Raw genomic sequence first — 19,084 nt, 5'->3', positions numbered from 1 at the left:
ATGTCCGCTATCGGCTTGGAGACGAGCGACCATTTCGTTCGTTCTCAGCACATTGCCAGCCTTGATGATCAGTCGCGTGATTGGGAACTCGTGCTGCGGGAATCCCACCATCGGATGAAGAACACGCTGACGCTGTTGGGTGCGTCAGTCCGCCGCGACTTCTCGCGGCCGGGCACCAGGGATATGTCGGGCGCGGTGGACCGGTTCGAGCAGCGCATCGTCGCGTTCGGCAGGCTCTATCAGCTTCTGTCCGACAGCGACAGTCTGACCGCCGTCTCCGTCGAGGCCTTCTTCGAAAACCTGTGCGAGGCGCTCTCCGAGGCAGTGCTGGAACCGGCCGGCATCCGCTGCGAGGCAGCGATCGAGAGCGGGGCACTGCCGGCATCGCAGTGTCATCGGCTGGCGTTGATGCTGACGGAGCTGGTCACGAATGCCGCCAAACATGCCTTCCCGGACAGGAACGATGCGCTGATCCGCATCGAAATGGCCAACCGCGACGGCGCCTGGCTCTGCACGGTGGCTGACAACGGCATCGGCGCGACCGGTCCGCTTCAGGGCACCGGCAGCCGCATCCTTGAAGGGCTCGCACGCAGTATCGACGCGCGGTTGCAGGGCGAGGCGAGCCAGGGCGGCACACGCGTGACGATCGTGATGCCCACTGCCGCTTGAAGCTCGCTTCAATTTCAACTCAGGGAGTTCAACATGGCCACCACCGAAATCGACCGCGACGCCGCGGCCGGGTCTCCGAACACATCTTCGACATCGCGTGGCGTTGATCTGAAGCTCGAGATCGTCGTCATCCCCGTGTCGGATGTCGACCGCGCCAAGGCGTTCTACGCGCGCCTCGGCTGGCGATTGGACGCCGATTTTGCCTCAGGTGACGAATGGCGCGTGATCCAGTTCACGCCGCCGGGTTCGGCCTGTTCGGTGATCTTCGGCAAGAACGTTACACCGGCAGCGCCGGGTTCGGCGCGCGGGCTGTACCTGATCGTCTCCGATCTGGCGGCGGCGCGACGGGATCTGCTCGACCGTGGCATCGCGGTGAGCGCACCATTCCATGGTGCGGGCGACGTTCACGCCGGTCCGGACGAGCCGTATCTGTTCGGCAGCGTCCGGGTCAGCGGTGCTGACCCGAAGCGCGGCAGCTACAGCTCGTTTGCCCCGTTCAGCGATCCCGACGGCAATGGCTGGCTGTTCCAGGAGGTCACGACGCGCCTGCCTGGACGCATCGCGGGTGACGGCACGACGTTTGGCTCAACGGCCGATCTGGCCGCAACCCTGCGACGTGCCGCTGTCGCGCATGGTGAGCACGAGAAGCGCATCGGCGGACACGACGAGAACTGGGCGGACTGGTATGCCGACTACATCGTCCGCGAGCAGGCTGGCCAACCGCTGCCCTCCTGAGTTGTAATGAACCCATCTCCTGAATTCACAGACAGGCGCGCGCCGATCGAACTCGTCGCGCGCCGTGTCGCTTCTGCATCGCGCGCATCGTCATCGACGCTCGCTCTCTTGCATCCCGCGGACTCGCAACGGCTAACGCGGCCTAACAACCGATAACGAGCTAATTGCCAGGACCTGCGCCAATCTCTCTTCACGACAAACCGACGCGTCGATTTCGAAATTCGGTTGGCGTCACCGACCAGAGCAAGGGAGATCCGCCATGACAACGCAAGCACGAGCCGACATTCTCAATCCCGACCGCCGTCAATTGCTGAGCCAGGCCGCGATGACCGCGGTTGCTGCGAGCGTGGCGAGCCTGCTGCCGCTGCGTCCGGCCAAGGCCGCTGCAAGCGGTGCCATCCGGCCGTTCCGCGTCAGCGTGCCCGAGGAAGATCTGCTTGACCTCCGCCGCCGCCTCGCAGCGACCCGCTGGCCCGATCGCGAGATCGTCGCCGACCAATCGCAGGGCGTGCAGCTCACGACGCTCCAGCAGCTCGTGCGGTACTGGCAGAACGACTACGACTGGCGCAAGATGGAGGCGCGGCTGAACGCCTTGCCGCAATTCGTCACCGAGATCGACGGCGTCGACATCCACTTCATTCACATCCGCTCCCGCCACGAGAATGCGCTGCCGATGGTCGTCACGCATGGCTGGCCCGGCTCGATCATCGAGCAGATGAAGATCGTCGGCCCGCTCACCGATCCCACCGCGCATGGCGCGAAGGCCGCGGATGCATTCGACCTGGTGATCCCCTCGCTTCCGGGCCACGGCTTCTCCGGCAAGCCGACGGAGCTCGGCTGGGATCCTCAGCGCATCGCGCGCGCCTGGATCGTGCTGATGAAGCGCCTCGGCTACAACCGCTACGTGGCGCAGGGCGGCGATTGGGGCAATGCCGTCACCGAGCAGATGGCGGTGATCGCACCGCCGGAGCTGCTCGGCATTCACACCAACATGCCCGCCACCGTTCCCGACGACATCGCAAAGGCGCTTCAGCCGGGCGGGACGCGGCCGTCAAACCTCTCGGCCGACGAGCGCATTGCCTACGACCAGCTCGATGATTTCTACAAGCATGGCCTCGGCTACGCGATCGAGATGTCGAACCGGCCGCAGACGCTCTATGGCCTCGTGGACTCGCCGGCCGGCCTTGCATCCTGGATGCTCGATCACGACGCACGCAGTGCTGGGATGATCGCGCGGGTGTTCGACGGCAAGACCGAAGGCCTGTCGCGGGACGACGTGATCGACAACATCACGCTCTACTGGCTCACCAACACCGCGGTGACGTCGGCGCGGCTCTACTGGGAGAACAAGCTGGTGTTCTTCGCGCCCAAGCACATCAAGATCCCGGTCGCCGTCAGCGTGTTCCCTGACGAGATCTATGCCGCGCCGCGCAGCTGGGCCGAGAAGGCCTATCCGAAGCTGATGCACTACAACCGCCTCGACAAGGGCGGCCACTTCGCAGCGTGGGAGCAGCCCGCGCTGTTCTCTGCGGAAATGCGCACCGCCTTCCGCCCGCTGCGCCAGTCGATCTGAACCGAGCAGGGGACGCGCGCTGCCGTGCGTCCCTTTTCCGAACACACATATCAGGAGTGCGAACAATGAGCCGCCCCGTACAGATCTTCACCACCGAGGACATTCGCCTGGAGCGTCGCCTGCCGACATACTGGCGCGTCACCTTCGACATGCCGCCGGTGAACATCTTCGGCCCGAAGCACCTTCCGCTGCTCAACGACATCATTACCGCGATTGAGACCGATCCGGACGTGAAGGTCGTCGTATTCGACAGCGCCGTCGAAGACTTCTTCATCACGCATTACGACTTCCTAGCGCCGCTGGAGGACTCTCTCGGCGTTCCTCCGGGGCCGACCGGCCTGCAGGCGCTGCCTGACATGCTGGTGCGCCTCAGCCGCGCGCCGGTCGTCTCCATTGCCTCGATCCGGGGCCGTGCGACCGGGGTCGGCAGCGAGCTCGCGCTGGCCAGCGACATGCGCTTTGCCAGCCGCGAGAAGGCGATCCTGTCGCAATGGGAGGTCGGCGCGGGACTCGTGCCCGGCGGCGGGCCGATGGCCCGGTTGCCGCGGCTGATGGGCCGAGGCCGCGCGCTCGAAGTGTTGCTCGGTGCCGACGACATCCACGGCGATCTCGCCGAGCGTTACGGCTACGTGAACCGTTCGCTGCCGGATGCGGAGCTCGACGGCTTCGTCGAGGCGCTCGCCATGCGCATTGCGTCGTTCGACAAGGAGGCGATCGCCGAGACCAAGCGTCTCGTCGATGTTGCGAGCCTGCCGCCGGATGACGAGATCAAGCCGGAGTGGGACGCGTTCCTGGCCGCGCTCGGCCGTCCCGCCAGCCAGACCCGCATCAAGGCGCTGATGGCGCGCGGCTTCCACCGCGCCGGCGACGTCGAGAACCGGCTCGGCTTCCATGTGGGTCAAATCAGCGGCTAACGGAACCGCTGTGGCGTTCGGCCGGTTGGAGGGGTGACAGGCGGTCGTGCCAATGTCGCTTTCCTCCGCTACCGAGCACCGGTGCCAAAGACCAACTTAAAAACCAACAAGGAGAATTGAGATGATCCGCAAGGCAACAGCAGTCTGGAAGGGCACCGGTCGCGACGGCACCGGCCATCTGTCAAGCGAATCCGGCGTGCTCGCCGGGACGCCCTATTCGTTCAAGACCCGCTTCGAGAACGAGAAGGGCACCAATCCCGAGGAGTTGATCGCCGCGGCCCATGCCGGTTGCTTTACCATGGCACTGGCCTTCGGCCTTCAGCTCGCCGGCTTCACGCCGGACGAGCTGTCGACGGAAGCCGCCATCACGCTCGAGCCGGAAGGCAAGGGCTTCAAGATCAGCAAGTCGGCACTGACGCTTCGCGCCAAGGTGCCGAACCTTGACGACGCAGGTTTCGCCAAGATCGCCGGCGAGGCCGAGAAGAACTGTCCGGTGTCGAAGGTGCTCAACGCCGCGATCACGCTCGACGCCAAATTGACCTGATCCAACACAGGGAGCGGTGCCATGCCTCGCCAAGATCTGTCTCGCCAAGATCTGCCTCGCCAGCATCAGCCGGATGAAGACAGGTTCCGGGCGACTTTCCCCGAGGACATCGCTTGGCAACCGTTCCCTGCGTTCCCGCCGGGCGCGCGGCTGGCCGTGATGGTCGGCCATCCCAGCGAACCCGGACCTTACGTGGTCCGGGTGAAGGTGCCCGGGGGCACGAAACTGATGCCGCACAAGCATCCGGAAGATCGCATCTACACGGTCATGTCAGGTGTGTTCTACATCGGCCTCGGCGAGCGTTTTGATGGCGACCAGGTGAAAGCCTATCCGCCGGGCAGCGTTATCGTGCTGCCCGGCGAGACCTGGCATTTTCACTGGGCGAAGTCCGGCGAATACGTCACACAGGTCTCCGCCATCGGGCCGCTGGGCCTCGAATATCACGATGACCACGATGACCCGCGCTTGCATCCGGCGGCGGACAAGCGCTGACTATCTCGACGAAACGAATGGAGTATCAGATGACGACAGAGCGCGCAGTTTTGGCCGGAGGCTGCTTCTGGGGCATGCAGGATCTGATCCGCAGGCAGCCGGGGGTGATCTCCACTCGAGTCGGTTACACCGGCGGGCATGTGAAGAACGCCACCTATCGCAATCACGAGGGCCACGCCGAGGCGATCGAGATCATCTTCAATCCCGCGAAGACGAGCTTCCGGACCATGCTGGAGTTCTTCTTCCAGATCCACGATCCCACCACGCTCAACCGCCAGGGCAATGATCTGGGCACGAGCTACCGCTCGGCAATCTTCTATACCAGTGACGAGCAGAAGCGGATTGCCGAAGACACCATCGCCGATGTCGAGGCGTCAGGTCTCTGGCCCGGCAAGGTGGTGACCGAAATTGCGCCCGCGGCTGAGTTCTGGGAAGCCGAGCCCGAGCATCAGGATTATCTCGAGCGCTATCCCGATGGCTACACCTGCCACTTCATCCGGCCCGACTGGAAGCTGCCAAGGCGCGCGGCCGCCGTGGGAGGCTAGCTGGATTGTCGCGTACGGCCGCCGAGGGCTTTTTGACGAGGAGTGAAAATGTGCGAACTCCCCTCATCGTACGATCACGAGAATTCCTCGCGGCTCAACGCGCTTCCGGCCGGCGTCGGCAGATCACAGTCACCGCCTTGCGGGCAATCTCCCTCAGATCGGCGCGGCGTGCGCCGGCGCGGGCGCGGATGGCGATCGTCTGCATCGTGGCGGCGGCAAGGATCGCAAGTGCAGCCGGATCGGCCTCGCGATCCAGCTCGCCCTTGTCCTGCGCCAGGCGAAAGCGGGCCTCGAAATCGGCATCGATTGCCCGCAGTCCCGTCGCAACGCTGCTCCGGATCGCTGCATCCTCGGCGACTTCGGTCACCGCGGTACCGACCACGAAGCAGCCGCGCGCTGATCCCTTGCCGGAAAAGTAGATCGACAGCGCCGCGTCATAGGCCAGCATCAGCGCTTCGTCCAAGGGATGGTCCCCTGCGAGAGCCTCACGCGTTGCCGCGAGGCTGATCTCCCAATAGCGCGCCAACGCCTCGAGATAGAGCGCGTGCTTGTTGCCGAACACCGCGTAGAGGCTCGGTGGACTCATGCCGGTCGCGGCCGCGACCTTGTCCAGGGGCGTGCCGGAATAGCCCGTCCTCCAGAACGTTTCCGTGGCCCGCTTGAGGGCCGTCTCAGTGTCGTAGGCGGGTGGCCGTCCCCGGCGCGCCGGTCCCGCCTCGCTCTTTTTCCGTGCCATGTCGTCCGAACCTGGTTGCCATGTTTCACACGTATATTTGTATGGATCGTTATAAAAATCAATGGCCGCGCGGCTTGATCGCCGCATCGGGGTACAATATTTGTAGCGAGCGTTAGTAAATGAGATAAGGACGAGGACGATGGGTTTGAACTTTGCGCCAATGGCCGGCTGGTTGGGCGATCGCAGCTTCCGCGGGAGCGAGGCTACGGCGCTGTTGTTCGGCGCGGATCTTGCCAGGCGGCTGCGCCGGCCCCTGATGCTCGTGGTGCCGGCCGCGGCTGCCGCGTTCGGCGCCTTCATGTATCTGGCGCAGGAACAATACGTCTCGACCGACGATGCGTTCGTGCGCGCCGCGAAAGTCACCATCAACGCGCGGGTGTCCGGCCAGGCGGTCGAGATCGCCGTTCGCGACAACGAGCGCGTCCGGCAGGGCCAGGTCCTGTTTCGAATTGACGCGGAGCCCTACCAGATCGCCGTCGATCAGGCCGAGGCCCGGCTCGGCAGCGCGCGGCTCCAGATCGACTCCCTCAAGGCGACCTACCGCCAGCAGCAGGCGGAACTGCAATCGGCGAAGGACTCGGCCTCTTTCGACGAGCGCGAGTTCGACCGCAAGAGGATGCTGGTCGCCTCCGACTTCACACCGCGTGCGGTCTACGAGCGGGCCGAGACCGATCTGAAGGTCGCGCGCCATCGGATGGCATCGATCGAACAGCAGATCGCCAATACGGTCGTCGCGCTCAACGGCGACCCCGACATCGATGTCGACCGCCATCCGACAGTCCGCGCGGCCCGGGCGCAGCTCGATCGCGCGCGGCTCGATCTCTCCTACGCCACGGTGAGGGCTCCCGACGACGGTATCGTCACCAAGGTCGACGATCTGCAGATCGGCGGTTTCGTCAACGCAGGCGCGCCCACGTTCTCACTGATGTCGAGCCGGGACGTCTGGATCGAGGCGAATTTTCGTGAGACGGGCCTGACCCACATGCGGCCGGGCCAGGAGGCGACGATCGACGTCGACGCCTATCCGGATCGAAAATTCAAGGCGCATATCGTCAGCATGAGTCCCGGCACCGGGTCGGACTTCTCGATCCTGCCGCCGGAGAATGCGACCGGGAATTGGGTCAAGGTCGTCCAGCGGCTGCCGGTGCGCCTCGAGCTCGACGATCCCGATTCGACCCGGCCACTGTTCTCCGGCATCAGCGTGACGGCGCGGGTCGACACCGGCCATCGTCGCAACTGGCTGCATCTGCTCCAGCCTGCGCTTGCGACGGAGGTCAAATGAGCACGCCCCTCCCATCGACCGCGACCGGCGGTCATCATGCAATCTCGGCGGCCGCCCTGATTGCGACCTACATGCAGGCCGTCAACATTTCGATCCCGAATGCCGCGCTGCCGCACATCCAGGCCACGCTCTCGATGGCCAATGACGAGGTCGGCTGGGTGTTCTCCTCGTATATCGCTGCAAGCGCCGTGACCATGTCGATCACGCAATGGCTCGCGGGACGCTATGGCCGCAAGGCGGTCTATCAGGCAGCCCTTGCCGTCTTCACGCTTGGTCTTGTCCTCGACACGCTGGCGACGACGTCGATCCAGTTCGTGCTGGCGCGGATTCTCCAGGGCGCGGCGAGCGGACCACTTGCGCCGCTCTCATTGGCGATTCTGTTGGAGGCGACGCCGGCGGCGCGACAAGCGCGCATGGGCCTGGCATTGACGGTCTGCTCGCTGCTCGGCATCAGCACCGGTCCCGCTCTTGGTGGCTGGCTCAGCGAATATTACGGCTGGCCGTCGATCTTCTATGTCAGCCTGCCCATGACGGCCTTCATCGCCCTGACGATGGCCCTGTTGCTGGGCGAGAAGCGGGCAGAGCGCAGCCAGCCCTTCGATGTCTTCGGCCTGGCGACCTTCTCCGCCGGCATGATCGGGCTGCAGATGCTGCTGGATCGCGGCGAGCGCCTCGAATGGTTCGCCTCGACGGAGATCTGGGTCGAAGCGATCGCTTCGGTCCTGGGCTTCTATCTCTTCATCGTGCACGTTCTGACGAAGAAGGAACATTTTCTCCGCACGGCGCTGTTCAGGGATCGCAATCTCGTCCTCTCGACGGTGATCTCCTTTGCGCTCGGCTTCGTCCTGCTGCCGACATTGGCGTTGACGTCCCCGATGCTGGAGGAGTTGCTCAACTACCCTGTCGACACCACCGGCTACATGAGCATTCCACGCGGCGTGGCGCTGGTGGGCGCGCTGGTGCTGACCAGCCTGGTTCCGGGACAGGTCAACTACCGGCCGTTCCTCATGGGGGGCATGGCGCTGGTGGTCTATGCCAACTGGCTGATGCTCGGCTATTCGCCGGCGATGGATTGGCGGCCGGTCGTCGAAGCAGGTTTCCTCCAGGGCGCTGGTCTCGGCATGTTGTTGCCGGCGCTGGTGAGGGCCGCGTTCGGAACGCTCGATCCGAAGCTTCGCCCTGAAGGCAGTGCGCTGATCAACCTGTCGCGCCTTTACGGCAGCACCATCGGCATCGCGGTGGTCCAGCTGTTCTTCTATGCCAACACCCAGGCCGTGCATATGGCGCTCGCCAAGCATCTCACGCCTTATCGTGTCGCGGCGAATGCTGCGGGCCCGATCGGGAAGCCAGGCCTTGCCGCCCTCAACGGCATGGTCACGCGCCAGGCGGCCACGGTCGCGGTCATCGATCAGTTCGAGATTCTGATGTTCGTCATGCTCGTGGTGATCCCGCTGGTGTTCTTTCTTCGTAAGCCGCGGCCCGCCGGCTAACGCCGGAGAGTCGTGAAATGACGTTGTGTCCGCAACTTCGCTCGCTTCGTCCGCATCGCGCGGCCAGCAGTCAACAAGGAGTATCACCATGACGACCTCCGATTCACTTCGTTACACGAGAATTCCCACGCATGAAGCCGTGACGATTCCCGCAGTCGGATTTGGCACGCTCATTCCGGATCCGCTCGTGACGAGGCAGGCCACCAGGGCTGCATTGGAGGCCGGATTTCGACATCTCGATTGTGCCGAGCGCTATCGCAACGAAGCGGCCGTCGGCGACGCGATGCAGGATGCGTTCAAGGCGGGCACGCTTCGTCGCCAGGACCTGTTCGTTACGACGAAGCTATGGAACACCAATCATCGGCCGGAGCGGGTCAGGCCTGCCTTCGACGCCAGCCGCCGGCGGCTGCAAGTCGACGAGATCGACTGCTACATCATCCATACCCCCTTCGCCTTTCAACCCGGCGACGAGCAGGACCCGAGGGACGAGAGTGGCCATGTGATCTACGATTCAGGCGTGACGTTGGCGGAGACATGGGGGGCGCTGGAGCGCCTCGTCGACGAGGGGCACTGCAAGTCGATCGGCTTGTCGGACATTACCTTGGAGAAGCTGCGCGAGATCGTCGAGGTCGCGCGGATCAGGCCTGTCATGGTGCAGGTCGAATCGCATCCGTACCTGCCCGAATGGGAGCTGCTCGACTTCTGTCGGGAGCATGGAATTGTCCTGCAGGCGTTTGCCGCGCTGGGACACGCCATGAAGCCGAACCTCCTCGCTGACCCCGTGATCACCGCTATCGCGGAGCGCCTGCACAAGACGCCGGCTCAGGTCGCCCTGGCCTGGGCCGTCCAGCGCGGCACGGCTTTCCTGACGACCTCGACCAATCCTCGGCGGATCGAGGAAAACTTCGATATTTCGACGCTGCCTGCAGACGCCATGCGGGAGATGCGGGACCACATCACGACGAATGTCCGGTTCAACACAGTGGTCGAGACCGGCGTGCCGGGCTTTATTCCGCGGGCAGGATGAAGCGAGCGGCGCAGTGCGAAGGCCGCAGGCCTTCGGCCGGCCTCGTCAAGTCCGGAGTTGCGCGATCAAATCGCGCGCGCTGCGGATATCGGCGATGCCGGCGCCCTCGCTGAACGACCCGCATGCATGTTCGAGAACTGCCAGGGCCTCTGGACTCTGGCCGGCTCCGATCATGAACCGCGCAAGGCTGATCGCGCCACGCAGCTCCCAGAACCGCGCGCCCTGCTGGTTGGCAATGTCCATGGCCTCGCGAAAGCGCGCCTCGGCGTCGCCCGCATGCCGCGGGCTCTTGAGCAACAATTCGCCCTTGATGCGCAACAGTTCCGGCAGATACCACAGCTCCTGCCGGTCGTTGCAGCGGGTCAGGACGTCCTCGATCACGTCGAGGCCACGGTCGACCTGGTGGGCCTCGCCGGAACACGCGGCAAGTTCGCCGAGCAGCGGAAGAAAGCGCGGCAGGAAACGCGCATCGCCGGCGCGATTGAGCTCTTCGCGCAGCAGCGGCAGGCCGGTCGCGACGTCGCCACGCCTTACGACGACCGCCGCGTTGAAGGCCCGTGCCCACAGGCCCCACAGCCGGATGGCGTGGCGCTCGGTGTGTTCGAGCAGCTCGGCGCCGTGGCGCTCCGCGGCCTCGAAATCGCCGGACCAGAAGGCGATCGGGCAGGCGGCTTGCCCCAGCACGCTGCAGAAAGTCAGCGCGTGGCCGTTGGCACGGCCTTCCTCGATGTTTCGGGCGGCGAGCGCCTGGGCCTGATCGGCGAGGCCCTGAAGCCACAGGATGCGGGCCCGGAAATATTGCGTCGATATCCTGAGGTCGAGCGGGAAGATCTTCGGCTTCTCCGCCAGCACGTGCAGCGACGCGTTAACGCGCTCGATGCGCAGCCGTGCGTCGTTCTGATCGCCGAGATAATGCAGCGCCACCGCCATCAGGCGGTCGCCCAGCATGAGATCGGTCCTGTCCGACGAGTTCGCCGCTGCATTCGCAAACCGGTCGGCGAGCGCACGGGCCTTGCCGAACTGTCCGTTGTTGAACTGGTCGATGCACAAGCCCCAGAGCGCGCGCAGCCGGAAGTCCTTGTCGTCGAGCCTGTCAGCCAGCTCCAGGGTCGTCTCGAGGATCGGACGTGCCTCGCGGGCGCGACCCTCGCCATACATCAGCGACCAGCCGAGCGCCGACAGGAGTTGCATGCGAATGCGATCGTCGCGGCCGCTGTCGCCGAGCGCGGTGAGCGCCGTCTTGGCGCGCTCGCGGCATTCGGCGAACAGGGACAGGCGGACCCATAGCGTGACGGCAGCCGCCGTCAGCGCGATTCCGAGTGCAGCGTCGCCGTCGGGCCCGAAGGCCCAGTTCAATGCGGCGCGCACATTGTCCAGCTCCGCGCCATAGATGCTCAGCCATTCCGGCAGCGGCGTCGATGTATCGGCCTCCGCGCGCTCGAAGAAGTCGCGGAAATGCTCTGCATGACGGCGCGCGAACTGACTGGTTTCACCGAGCTCGTTCAGCTTTCCATGCGCATAGGTGCGTGTGGTGTCGAGCAGGCGATAGCGCAGCGTTCGCGAGCCGGATGGCGAGATCAGCGATTTGGTGACGAGGCTGTCGATCGCCTCCAGCGTTTCGGACGCGCCGAGGCCGTCGCCGGCGGCCACCGCGGCGGCCGCCTCCGGCGCGAAGGGCCCGGAAAAGACCGACAGGCGTCGCAGCGTGGCACTCTCGGCGGGAGGTAGCAGATCGTAGCTCCAGTCGAGCGCCGCGGCGAGCGTCTGATGTCGTGGCACGGCGGTGCGCCGACCCCGCCACTGCAACGAGAAGCGGCTGTCCAGCAGCGACGCCGTGCCGGCAATACCGTACGCATTGACACGGCCGGCGGCGAGCTCGATTGCGAGCGCAATGCCGTCGAGACGCCGGCAAATGCTCGCGACGAGCGGCGCTTCTTCCGCACTGAGCTGGAACGGACCCGAGCTCTGCGCAATGCGCTCGACGAAGAGCTGGGCCGCGGGGTAAGCGAGGACCTCGGCGACACCCAGGTCCTCGCGCTCCGGCGGGCAATCCAGCGGGAACAGGCGGAAAATCCTTTCGCCGTCGCTCCGGAACGACTCGCGGCTGGTCGCGAGAACGCGAAGCTGCGGTGCGTCGCGAACGATGCGCTCGACGAGCGGTGCCAACGCATCCAGCACATGCTCGCAGCTGTCGAAGATCAGCAAGGCTGGGCTGGTCTTCAGGAATGTCAGCAGGGCCGGCGTCGGATCCTCCGCGCTGATGGTCAGTCCCAGTGCGGAGGCGATGGTGGTCGCGATATGGCTGGCATCCCTCAGCGGACCGAAGTCGACGAAGAATACGCGCCCGCCGAAATCCGCCGATCTGCGATGCCCGACGGTGACGGCGACGGCGGTCTTGCCGATGCCGCCGGGGCCGACCACCGTCATGAAGCGATGCAACGAAAGCCCGTTCGATATCTTCTCGACGATCTCCTCCCGTCCGACCATTTTCGAGAGCGGCGAGGGAAGGGAGCGGGGAGGTGCGATGTTCACGGCGGGCTGAGCGGCCGGCGGGGCCGCCTGGGCGAACGAGGCGACAAAGCAGTAGCCGCGGCCGGGCACATTGACGACATAACGGGCGGACTTGCCGGTATCGCCCAGCGCCTTGCGCAGTGCAGCGACGTGGAAGCGCAGGCTGCCCTCGTCGACATTGACGTCGGCCCAGATGCGCTTGACCAGCTCTCTCTTGTCGATGACTTCGCCGGGGCGCTCGGCGAGGAAGATCAGAATATCGAGCGCGCGGCCGCCGACGTGAAGCGGCGAGCCCTCCTTCTCCAAGAGCCGCGACTTCGGAAATAGTCGAAATGGCCCAAAGGAAATGGCCGAGTCTTCGGTACGATCTGGCACGCGCCATTGCCCCCGCAACGGGAGTCAAAATGTATTACTTTTTGGGTCTATCAGAACGAGGCGTACAGTAAACTGGCCGAAAGCAGTGGGCAGAGCTGGCAGTCCTGCACGCATGGCTCGGGTCGGTCGGTTCGCCGAAATAACCCTTAAGACGTAATGGGTTATGTTGACATGACGGGGCGATGACACCGGTGCTCTCACCCGGATGTCGCATTGACGGCGGTAGCAGATTGCTGAGACTGGATGGTTCGGGAGCCGGTCCCGCCTCGACAGTGACCACCGACTTCCGGAATTCGAGCATGGCTTCCTTCTCGCGGCGACGATTCGTCCATGCGCTATCGGGCGCAGCGGCGCTGGCGGCGATCCCGCGCAGCGGACAAACCGCTGATTATCCGTCTCGTCCCATTCGTCTGGTGCTTCCGTACGGAGCCGGTGGAGCGGGGGACCAGATCGGGCGTCCCTGGGTGGACAAGATGTCATCGCTGCTTGGGCCGACCTTCGTGGAATATATCGGCGGTGCGGGCGGCGCGATCGGGGCCGCGACGGTCGCGCGCGAGGAGCCAGACGGCTATTCGCTGCTGCTCGGCAACGGCAGCACGCAGGTCATCATTCCCCTGACCTCGAGAAATCCCGGCTATTCCGTCGACGATTTTCGCGCCATCTATCGCCTGATCAACACTGCGCTGGTTTTCGCGGTCCATCCGTCGGTGCCTGCCGCGGATCTGCGTGAACTGATCGCCTACGCTAGGGACAATCCGGGAAAGCTGTCCTATGGGACACCCGGCATCGGCACCGGCAATCATCTGGTTGGCGAATCCTTCAAGCAGCAAGCCGGCGCGCTGGACATCGTCCACGTGCCGTATCGGGGCATTTCGCAGGCGACCAACGACCTCGCCGGTGGCCAGATATCGCTCGTCATCGGCGTCATGTCCGACCAGTTGAAGCAACTGGGCGAGGCCGGGAAGGTCAGGCTGCTGGCGGTCACCAGCGAAAAGCGGTTGAGCGGCGCGCCGGGGATTCCGACCGCGGTCGAATCCGGCATGCCGGATCTCCGCTATGAGGGCTGGTTCGGCATCTTCGCACCCAGGCACACCGACGATGCGATCATCGACCGGATCGCGCAGGCGACGCTGGTCGCGATGGCCGATCCGGCGATGCAGGCAAACTACCGTGCCCAGGGCATCGAGCCCGACATCGATTCGAGTCCCGACAAATTCCAGCGCATCATCGACGCGACGACGGCAAGCCTGGCGCCCGTGATCAAGTCGATCGGGCTGAGCAATTTGTGAGGCCGCTCAGGCATCGGCGCGCACTGTCTGGCGCCGCTCCGCCGTGACGATGCGGGCCGACAGCGTGACGAGACCCATCAGCGCGGCCAGCAGCCAGAATGCAGTCGGCAATCCTCCAAGGCGTGCGACGAGGCCGACGCCGGCGGGGCCGATCAGGATGCCGGCATAGCCGGCTGTCGTGATTGCGGCGACGGCGAGCCCCGTCGGCATCACCGTTTGCCGCGCCGCCCGGCGGAACAGCACCGGCACGAGGTTCGATGCACCGAGGCCGATCAGCAGGAAGCCGCCGATGGCGACCGCCGCTACGGGCGCCCTGAGCAGGACTACGAAGCCCGCGATCGCAATGATGCTGCCCCAGAACAATGTTGCGCGATCCCCGATGCGTGCAACGACGGCGTCGCCGCCGAGCCGTCCCGCGGTCATCGCGATCGAGAACACGATGTAGCCGATCCCGCCTTGCGCCTCCGTGACGAGGCCCGCGCCGATGACGAGCAGCGCGCCCCAATCGAGCATCGCGCCCTCGACGAGGAAAGTGATGGCGCCGAGCAGCGCCAGCAGGAGCACGGAGCCATGCGGCAGCACGAAGAGCGGTCCGTCCAGCACCTGCACCGAACGAAGCAGGCGCGGCCAGGCCGCCAGCATTGCAATCAGCATCAGCACGGAGCAGATCAGCGTGCAGGCGAGCGCCCCGAGTTGCAGCGAAAGCAGCGCAGTCATTAAGGCTGATCCCGCGAAGCCGCCGATGCTGAACAGCGCGTGGAAGCCGGACATCAGCGGGCTGCCCGCGTCGCGCTCCACCTCGACCGCGTGGATGTTCATGGCGACGTCGATGGAGCCGAGCGCGGCGCCGAATGCGAACAGGGCCAGCGCCAGCGTTGCAGGCGAGCTTGCGATCGCCAGCAGGGGCAGCACCAGCGCCAGACCCAGCCCGCCCGCAATGATGATCGGCTTGCTGCCGTAGCGCGCGCTCATGACTCCGGTCAGAAGCATCGCGACGACCGAGCCGATGCCGAGGCTGAGCAGGAGCAATCCAAGAACGCCATCATCGACGCCGAGCCGCGTCTTTGCGAACGGCACAAGCGGCGCCCAGCATGCGATGCCGAAGCCCGCGACGAGAAAGGCGAGCCGCGTCGCGAGGCGCGTTGCCGGCCGGTCGGCAGAATGCATGGGAACTCCGGGGAAGCAGGGCGGGGGCGATCGACAAGCCCTGAGATTGCCGCGCCTTTATGTCCGCGGCGTGCTCGAATTGTCGCAGATAGTGCTCAACAACGGCGCGACGTCAACCAGGGTTCCGAGGCGTGTCGCGTTCGGGACGATATTCGCGAGCGCGCCGCCGGGCCCGGCCGTCGGGCAAAACACCGGGTCATTCCGAGCTGCGCCGGTGTCAAGCCGCGCTTGCAAGAATATTCCACTTTACCGAAATTCGGAAATGACGTATGTGTCGCCCATCCCGGCTCACCAAGAGGGGCGATCTTGTGTCGTCACTGTCGCGAGCCGGGCTTGCGGTGGACGCGGCAGCGTCGGGCGTGAGAGGTCAAGGGCAGGGCGGATTGCTCTCCGTGAGCCCAAAACTTCGCGCCGGATGAGCGGCGCTGTCAGGTTCGTCTCGTCTGTAAGTTTCCGGCTCCGTCGACAGGGTTGGAAAAACTGCGGCGAAATGGCGGGCCGTGCGTACGGCAAAACCGTGTGGTCCTTTCCGCAAGCGCTGTTTTCGGCCGGTTAAAAGCGGTGAAAGTACCTGAAACTAAAGGTATATTTCGGTTTTAGTCGCACTAACGAAAGGCCCGCCCGAACCTGCCGGGCCCTATTAGGCCCTAGTTTCACATCCTGCCGTTGGGCGCGAGTTGGAGTTCGGGAAGCTTAAGCCGCTCGAACGGCCTGAGGATCGCGGCGCGCCCCATGCGGTGGCCCTGCGATCCGCGCGCGCTGTACGGCCTTCCCGGGCCTGCGCTGCGGCCCGGTTGCCGTGGTTGGCCCTAATGAACGGACTACTTTTTCTGCTCGGTGGTGGTTGTAGTGGTCGGGGTGCCGTCGCGCGCGTCCCGTCGCTCGTCGCGTCCTGTGCGCCGGTCTTGACGCCGTTCTGTGCGTCCGGTCCGGCGTTCCTGGCGCCTTTCTGTTCGCCCGCTTCGCCGCTCCTGACGGCGCTCTGTCCCAGACATCGGCGCGTCTGCGGGCGGCGTCGTGGGCGTGGCGGGCGCCGTGGTGGTCTGAGCTTCCGCCTCTGACACCGCCAAAATTGCGGGCGAGGCCATAAGCCCAAACACGGCCGCGTATCCAAGGAAAGTGAGTGCGTTGCGACGACAGACCTGTTTCGGCTCCGAACGTTCACTCATCGTCAGGCTCCCGGTTGCTGTTGCCCCAGAGCATGGCACCTGAGGTCGAGAGCCGGCGCTTGATCTAGATCAAATAGGCGCAGTTGCACCCGGCAGCGTGCCAACGTCGTCAAAGATTACTTTTTGGTCGGCCCGCTGCTCTCATTTACTTGGTCAGCTTCAAGCCACGCTGGAATTTCCGGCGACGGGATTGACGTTCTCGGCAGGTGGGGGATCATGGTCCCCGCGGTGACGACCAATCCCTCGTTGAATTTGGTTCGCGCAAAATCCTTCGCTTCTGCTTCGGTTTCAAACGTCTTGGTTAAGCGCGGATGTCGCCGTCTTAACAGCGTGCCATCCGGCGGCACTTCAAAAGTGACGTACCAAGTGTGTTTCATGCCGTGATGCCGCATCGGTCGCCTGCGCCCGCGCCGGGGGCGATAAAAAAGCCGCCACCGGGACGAAGCGGTGACGGCTTCTTTCTCGCTCGTGACCGCGAAACAAGTCTTTACCGCCCCGCCCCAACGCGATTGACGCCGCCATTTGCATTGCCACCGGCGTTATGACGGACCGCAGCGCGCGCCACCGGACGAGGCCTCAGCACGACGCCTGCCCGGGCAACGCAACCCACTGGATATTCAACGTACTGGCAGTACACGACCGCCTGGGCTGGCGCTGGATTGAGCGTGACACCTGCAAGCCCCAACAGGGCGCTAGCAGCAATCCCGGCAACAGTCGCTGACTTGATCGAAAGACGCTTCTCCGGATGCATGTTGGACCTCCCTCTTCGCGCTTGCGTCACTGAAAGGTGACGGGAGCCGCCTCAGGTGCGGCTGAACATGGCATGAGCGCTAAAGGATCGCTGACGTTGACCTAGATCAACGGAGGGTCTGTGCGCTGTTGCCCCTCCCGGTGTCCGCCCTATGGCCCGGCGCTGGCGGCGCGCTGTACGGCCTTCTGCCGGGCCTTGGCGGTGCCGTAGGCCGCCTGTCGCCGTTGCGGTGACGTGCTGCCGCGCTCGACGGGTGATGAGGCGACGCCGCGCTAAGGGTTCTCCTCGCTGTGTTCTTCGAGCAGCTTCCGGGTAGCCCTGATGCGGGCGGAGACGTTCTGAAGCGTTGCGTCCGAACTGATACCTTGCGAATGCAGGAGCATCCACAGGGCTTCGGCAAGGATGACTTGATTTTCTAAAATGGCGCGTTGGATTTTATCCATCATCATCCATGCTCCGTTGGTTGCCGTCCGCTGTCGGTCGCCTGTCCGCGCCGTGATGCTGGCGCGGTCGAGCGCGCGGCTTCGATCAAGTTGCAGATTTTGCGCTTTTGTCCCAAGAACAGAACTGCGCTTGCGTTGCGCGGCGGCTGGCGATGGTGACGCGGTGGCGCTGCCGGTGCGAGCCGCTGCCCGTGTGAACCAAGGCACTGAGGGCGTTACGCCCGCTTCGCCGTCTTGGAAGCTTCGATCATCGCAAGCTCAACATGATCGGCAAGGCTGGTCAGACGCAGGGCCAACATATCGAACATTTCCCGCTTGGTCGGGACAGTGGCAAGATCGCGGAGTAGCGCGGCCTCAGCAGCATCCTTCCGAAGCTTTTCAAGAGCCGCTTGATAATCCCTCATGGAGTTGCTTTGGGCGGCCGCTGGGCGGTTGACCCTAAGCTTTCGTTCAGCCAGTCCGCCGTATCGGCCCCGGACGCCTTGCGGAGCAGTTTGTCTTTTTCTGCCCCGGGGGGAAGAAGCGCCGCAACTTCGCGCGCCGTCTTGGCGAATGACGCAAGACGATCTTGCCGCGGCACTTGTTGCTTGAAACGACGCCGTTTCGTGGCGCGCTCCTTTCTTCAAGAGGAAGGCGGGAAGCGCAACCGGCGTTCACATCACCGATAAGAGCCTATGACCGGGCGGTGATGCAGGACCAACACTCTTCGAGCAAGTCTGTTCCGGGCCCGCTCAGTCAAAGAGGGCCGGGGCCATGACCAATCGGTCGTCAGGGTCCTGTGGAGGGCGCGAGTTCCTGCGGGGACCGCGCGACGGCCCCGCGCAAGCGTATTTGCAATCGCGCAATCCCGGCTTTATTTATGCGAATTGGTACACAAATTCCGTGTGCGCCGATTGGCCATAAGCAGGCCGCAAACTGCGAATGTTTAATGCCCGCTTCAGCCGCGTGAGCGGACATTATCAGCCAAGTCTGTCGAGTCCGAAAGGGGCCAACAAAAGGAGACGTACTGAAGCACGCGCGGTTATGCGCGCAACAATGAGGCGGTTGCGCAGTTCCAGTGGCCCGTTCAACTCTCGGTCGAGGAGTGGCAATGTGGCCGGCCAAGAGTCCGGCCGCGACGCCGCCGTCGGGGCCCACAACCTAGCTGGCGCTTTTTTGAATGGCGGTTGGCAGCGTTTCGGATTTGTGCTTTTTGCAATAGGCGACAACTTTTTCGGAATTCTTTTGCAGGCGGTCGTAGTCCAAAACATTATTATTTGCAGCCGCGTTATAGTAGCCGCTCATGAAATACCTTACGAAATCTCGGTCTGCTGAACCGTATCCTAGCCAATTTCCGCAAGTGATCTTGTTCATGTCCAGCTTGATCTGAGCC

19 protein-coding genes are annotated in these 19,084 nt (G+C 64.3%); 11 read left to right on the top strand and 8 right to left on the bottom strand.

Going from position 1 to position 19,084, the window contains the following annotated elements:
* From QJT78_RS30455 to msrA, 7 genes are all read left to right on the top strand, one after another.
* Positions 1-669 carry a sensor histidine kinase gene (locus QJT78_RS30455; RefSeq protein ID WP_028149165.1) on the top strand — a complete coding sequence of 223 codons (669 nt, stop codon included), beginning with the start codon at positions 1-3 and terminating at the stop codon, positions 667-669.
* 33 nt (positions 670-702) lie between these two features.
* Positions 703-1,404 carry a VOC family protein gene (locus QJT78_RS30450; protein WP_028149164.1) on the top strand — a complete coding sequence of 234 codons (702 nt, stop codon included), beginning with the start codon at positions 703-705 and terminating at the stop codon, positions 1,402-1,404.
* Positions 1,405-1,663: 259 nt separating this feature from the next.
* Positions 1,664-2,977, top strand: coding sequence for an epoxide hydrolase family protein (locus tag QJT78_RS30445; RefSeq protein WP_038942235.1), 1,314 nt, complete (start codon positions 1,664-1,666; stop codon positions 2,975-2,977).
* Between the two features lie 65 nt (positions 2,978-3,042).
* Positions 3,043-3,891 (top strand): enoyl-CoA hydratase/isomerase family protein, encoded by an 849-nt coding sequence (locus QJT78_RS30440; RefSeq protein WP_028149162.1) that lies wholly within the window; start codon positions 3,043-3,045, stop codon positions 3,889-3,891.
* A 121-nt stretch (positions 3,892-4,012) separates the two neighbouring features.
* Complete coding sequence (locus tag QJT78_RS30435) at positions 4,013-4,435, top strand: OsmC family protein (protein ID WP_014493564.1); 423 nt, start codon at positions 4,013-4,015, stop codon at positions 4,433-4,435.
* Between the two features lie 21 nt (positions 4,436-4,456).
* Complete coding sequence (locus QJT78_RS30430) at positions 4,457-4,927, top strand: cupin domain-containing protein (protein ID WP_240537492.1); 471 nt, start codon at positions 4,457-4,459, stop codon at positions 4,925-4,927.
* Positions 4,928-4,956: 29 nt separating this feature from the next.
* A complete protein-coding gene (gene msrA, locus QJT78_RS30425; RefSeq protein WP_028149160.1) occupies positions 4,957-5,472 on the top strand; it encodes a peptide-methionine (S)-S-oxide reductase MsrA in 516 nt (171 codons plus the stop codon).
* Between the two features lie 94 nt (positions 5,473-5,566).
* Here msrA and QJT78_RS30420 read toward each other — a convergent pair whose 3' ends face one another.
* Entirely contained in the window at positions 5,567-6,208 is a 642-nt protein-coding gene (locus tag QJT78_RS30420; protein WP_028149159.1) for a TetR/AcrR family transcriptional regulator, read from the bottom strand.
* 139 nt (positions 6,209-6,347) lie between these two features.
* Here QJT78_RS30420 and QJT78_RS30415 point away from each other — a divergent pair, with 139 nt between their 5' ends.
* The 3 genes from QJT78_RS30415 (at position 6,348) to QJT78_RS30405 (ending at position 10,007) form a co-directional block, all read left to right on the top strand.
* The gene (locus QJT78_RS30415; RefSeq protein ID WP_028149158.1) at positions 6,348-7,490 is read left to right on the top strand and encodes an HlyD family secretion protein; all 1,143 of its coding nucleotides are present in this window, start codon (positions 6,348-6,350) and stop codon (positions 7,488-7,490) included.
* Entirely contained in the window at positions 7,487-8,980 is a 1,494-nt protein-coding gene (locus QJT78_RS30410; RefSeq protein WP_028149157.1) for an MDR family MFS transporter, read from the top strand. The genes QJT78_RS30415 and QJT78_RS30410 overlap by 4 nt, the downstream gene beginning before the upstream one ends.
* An 88-nt stretch (positions 8,981-9,068) precedes the next feature.
* On the top strand, positions 9,069-10,007 hold the full coding sequence (locus tag QJT78_RS30405; protein WP_028149156.1) for an aldo/keto reductase: 939 nt from the start codon (positions 9,069-9,071) through the stop codon (positions 10,005-10,007).
* 45 nt (positions 10,008-10,052) lie between these two features.
* Here QJT78_RS30405 and QJT78_RS30400 read toward each other — a convergent pair whose 3' ends face one another.
* Positions 10,053-12,893 (bottom strand): winged helix-turn-helix domain-containing protein, encoded by a 2,841-nt coding sequence (locus QJT78_RS30400; protein ID WP_028149155.1) that lies wholly within the window; start codon positions 12,891-12,893, stop codon positions 10,053-10,055.
* Between the two features lie 299 nt (positions 12,894-13,192).
* Between QJT78_RS30400 and QJT78_RS30395 the strand changes: the two genes are divergently transcribed.
* Positions 13,193-14,182 carry a tripartite tricarboxylate transporter substrate binding protein gene (locus QJT78_RS30395; protein ID WP_038942231.1) on the top strand — a complete coding sequence of 330 codons (990 nt, stop codon included), beginning with the start codon at positions 13,193-13,195 and terminating at the stop codon, positions 14,180-14,182.
* Positions 14,183-14,188: 6 nt separating this feature from the next.
* Here the strand turns inward: QJT78_RS30395 and QJT78_RS30390 are convergent, their stop codons facing one another.
* The 6 genes from QJT78_RS30390 to QJT78_RS30365 all read right to left on the bottom strand — a co-directional run.
* Positions 14,189-15,349 carry an MFS transporter gene (locus QJT78_RS30390; RefSeq protein WP_038942230.1) on the bottom strand — a complete coding sequence of 387 codons (1,161 nt, stop codon included), beginning with the start codon at positions 15,347-15,349 and terminating at the stop codon, positions 14,189-14,191.
* Positions 15,350-16,634: 1,285 nt separating this feature from the next.
* The gene (locus QJT78_RS30385; RefSeq protein ID WP_080586859.1) at positions 16,635-16,895 is read right to left on the bottom strand and encodes a hypothetical protein; all 261 of its coding nucleotides are present in this window, start codon (positions 16,893-16,895) and stop codon (positions 16,635-16,637) included.
* Between the two features lie 110 nt (positions 16,896-17,005).
* On the bottom strand, positions 17,006-17,269 hold the full coding sequence (locus QJT78_RS30380) for a hypothetical protein (protein ID WP_080586857.1): 264 nt from the start codon (positions 17,267-17,269) through the stop codon (positions 17,006-17,008).
* 272 nt (positions 17,270-17,541) lie between these two features.
* Positions 17,542-17,919 carry a hypothetical protein gene (locus QJT78_RS30375; protein ID WP_155258276.1) on the bottom strand — a complete coding sequence of 126 codons (378 nt, stop codon included), beginning with the start codon at positions 17,917-17,919 and terminating at the stop codon, positions 17,542-17,544.
* 8 nt (positions 17,920-17,927) lie between these two features.
* A complete protein-coding gene (locus tag QJT78_RS30370; protein WP_028154499.1) occupies positions 17,928-18,116 on the bottom strand; it encodes a hypothetical protein in 189 nt (62 codons plus the stop codon).
* A gap of 736 nt (positions 18,117-18,852) precedes the next feature.
* Positions 18,853-19,084, bottom strand: a 232-nt coding sequence (locus QJT78_RS30365; RefSeq protein WP_281460384.1) for an HdeA/HdeB family chaperone, incomplete at its 5' end; no start/stop codon positions are given.

Source organism: Bradyrhizobium sp. Mp27, assembly GCF_029953005.1.
Classification (GTDB): Bacteria; Pseudomonadota; Alphaproteobacteria; order Rhizobiales; family Xanthobacteraceae; genus Bradyrhizobium; species Bradyrhizobium barranii.
This window is presented reverse-complemented; position numbering and strand designations above follow the sequence as displayed.

Excerpts from the sequence above, each read along its gene's own strand:
- QJT78_RS30455 (WP_028149165.1), top strand. The coding sequence starts at position 1 with ATGTCCGCTATCGGCTTGGAGACGAGCGACCATTTCGTTCGTTCTCAG.
- QJT78_RS30450 (WP_028149164.1), top strand. The coding sequence starts at position 703 with ATGGCCACCACCGAAATCGACCGCGACGCCGCGGCCGGGTCTCCGAAC.
- QJT78_RS30445 (WP_038942235.1), top strand. The coding sequence starts at position 1,664 with ATGACAACGCAAGCACGAGCCGACATTCTCAATCCCGACCGCCGTCAA.
- QJT78_RS30440 (WP_028149162.1), top strand. The coding sequence starts at position 3,043 with ATGAGCCGCCCCGTACAGATCTTCACCACCGAGGACATTCGCCTGGAG.
- QJT78_RS30435 (WP_014493564.1), top strand. The coding sequence starts at position 4,013 with ATGATCCGCAAGGCAACAGCAGTCTGGAAGGGCACCGGTCGCGACGGC.
- QJT78_RS30430 (WP_240537492.1), top strand. The coding sequence starts at position 4,457 with ATGCCTCGCCAAGATCTGTCTCGCCAAGATCTGCCTCGCCAGCATCAG.
- msrA (WP_028149160.1), top strand. The coding sequence starts at position 4,957 with ATGACGACAGAGCGCGCAGTTTTGGCCGGAGGCTGCTTCTGGGGCATG.
- QJT78_RS30420 (WP_028149159.1), bottom strand. The coding sequence starts at position 6,208 with ATGGCACGGAAAAAGAGCGAGGCGGGACCGGCGCGCCGGGGACGGCCA.
- QJT78_RS30415 (WP_028149158.1), top strand. The coding sequence starts at position 6,348 with ATGGGTTTGAACTTTGCGCCAATGGCCGGCTGGTTGGGCGATCGCAGC.
- QJT78_RS30410 (WP_028149157.1), top strand. The coding sequence starts at position 7,487 with ATGAGCACGCCCCTCCCATCGACCGCGACCGGCGGTCATCATGCAATC.
- QJT78_RS30405 (WP_028149156.1), top strand. The coding sequence starts at position 9,069 with ATGACGACCTCCGATTCACTTCGTTACACGAGAATTCCCACGCATGAA.
- QJT78_RS30395 (WP_038942231.1), top strand. The coding sequence starts at position 13,193 with ATGGCTTCCTTCTCGCGGCGACGATTCGTCCATGCGCTATCGGGCGCA.
- QJT78_RS30390 (WP_038942230.1), bottom strand. The coding sequence starts at position 15,349 with ATGCATTCTGCCGACCGGCCGGCAACGCGCCTCGCGACGCGGCTCGCC.
- QJT78_RS30385 (WP_080586859.1), bottom strand. The coding sequence starts at position 16,895 with ATGAAACACACTTGGTACGTCACTTTTGAAGTGCCGCCGGATGGCACG.
- QJT78_RS30380 (WP_080586857.1), bottom strand. The coding sequence starts at position 17,269 with ATGCATCCGGAGAAGCGTCTTTCGATCAAGTCAGCGACTGTTGCCGGG.
- QJT78_RS30370 (WP_028154499.1), bottom strand. The coding sequence starts at position 18,116 with ATGAGGGATTATCAAGCGGCTCTTGAAAAGCTTCGGAAGGATGCTGCT.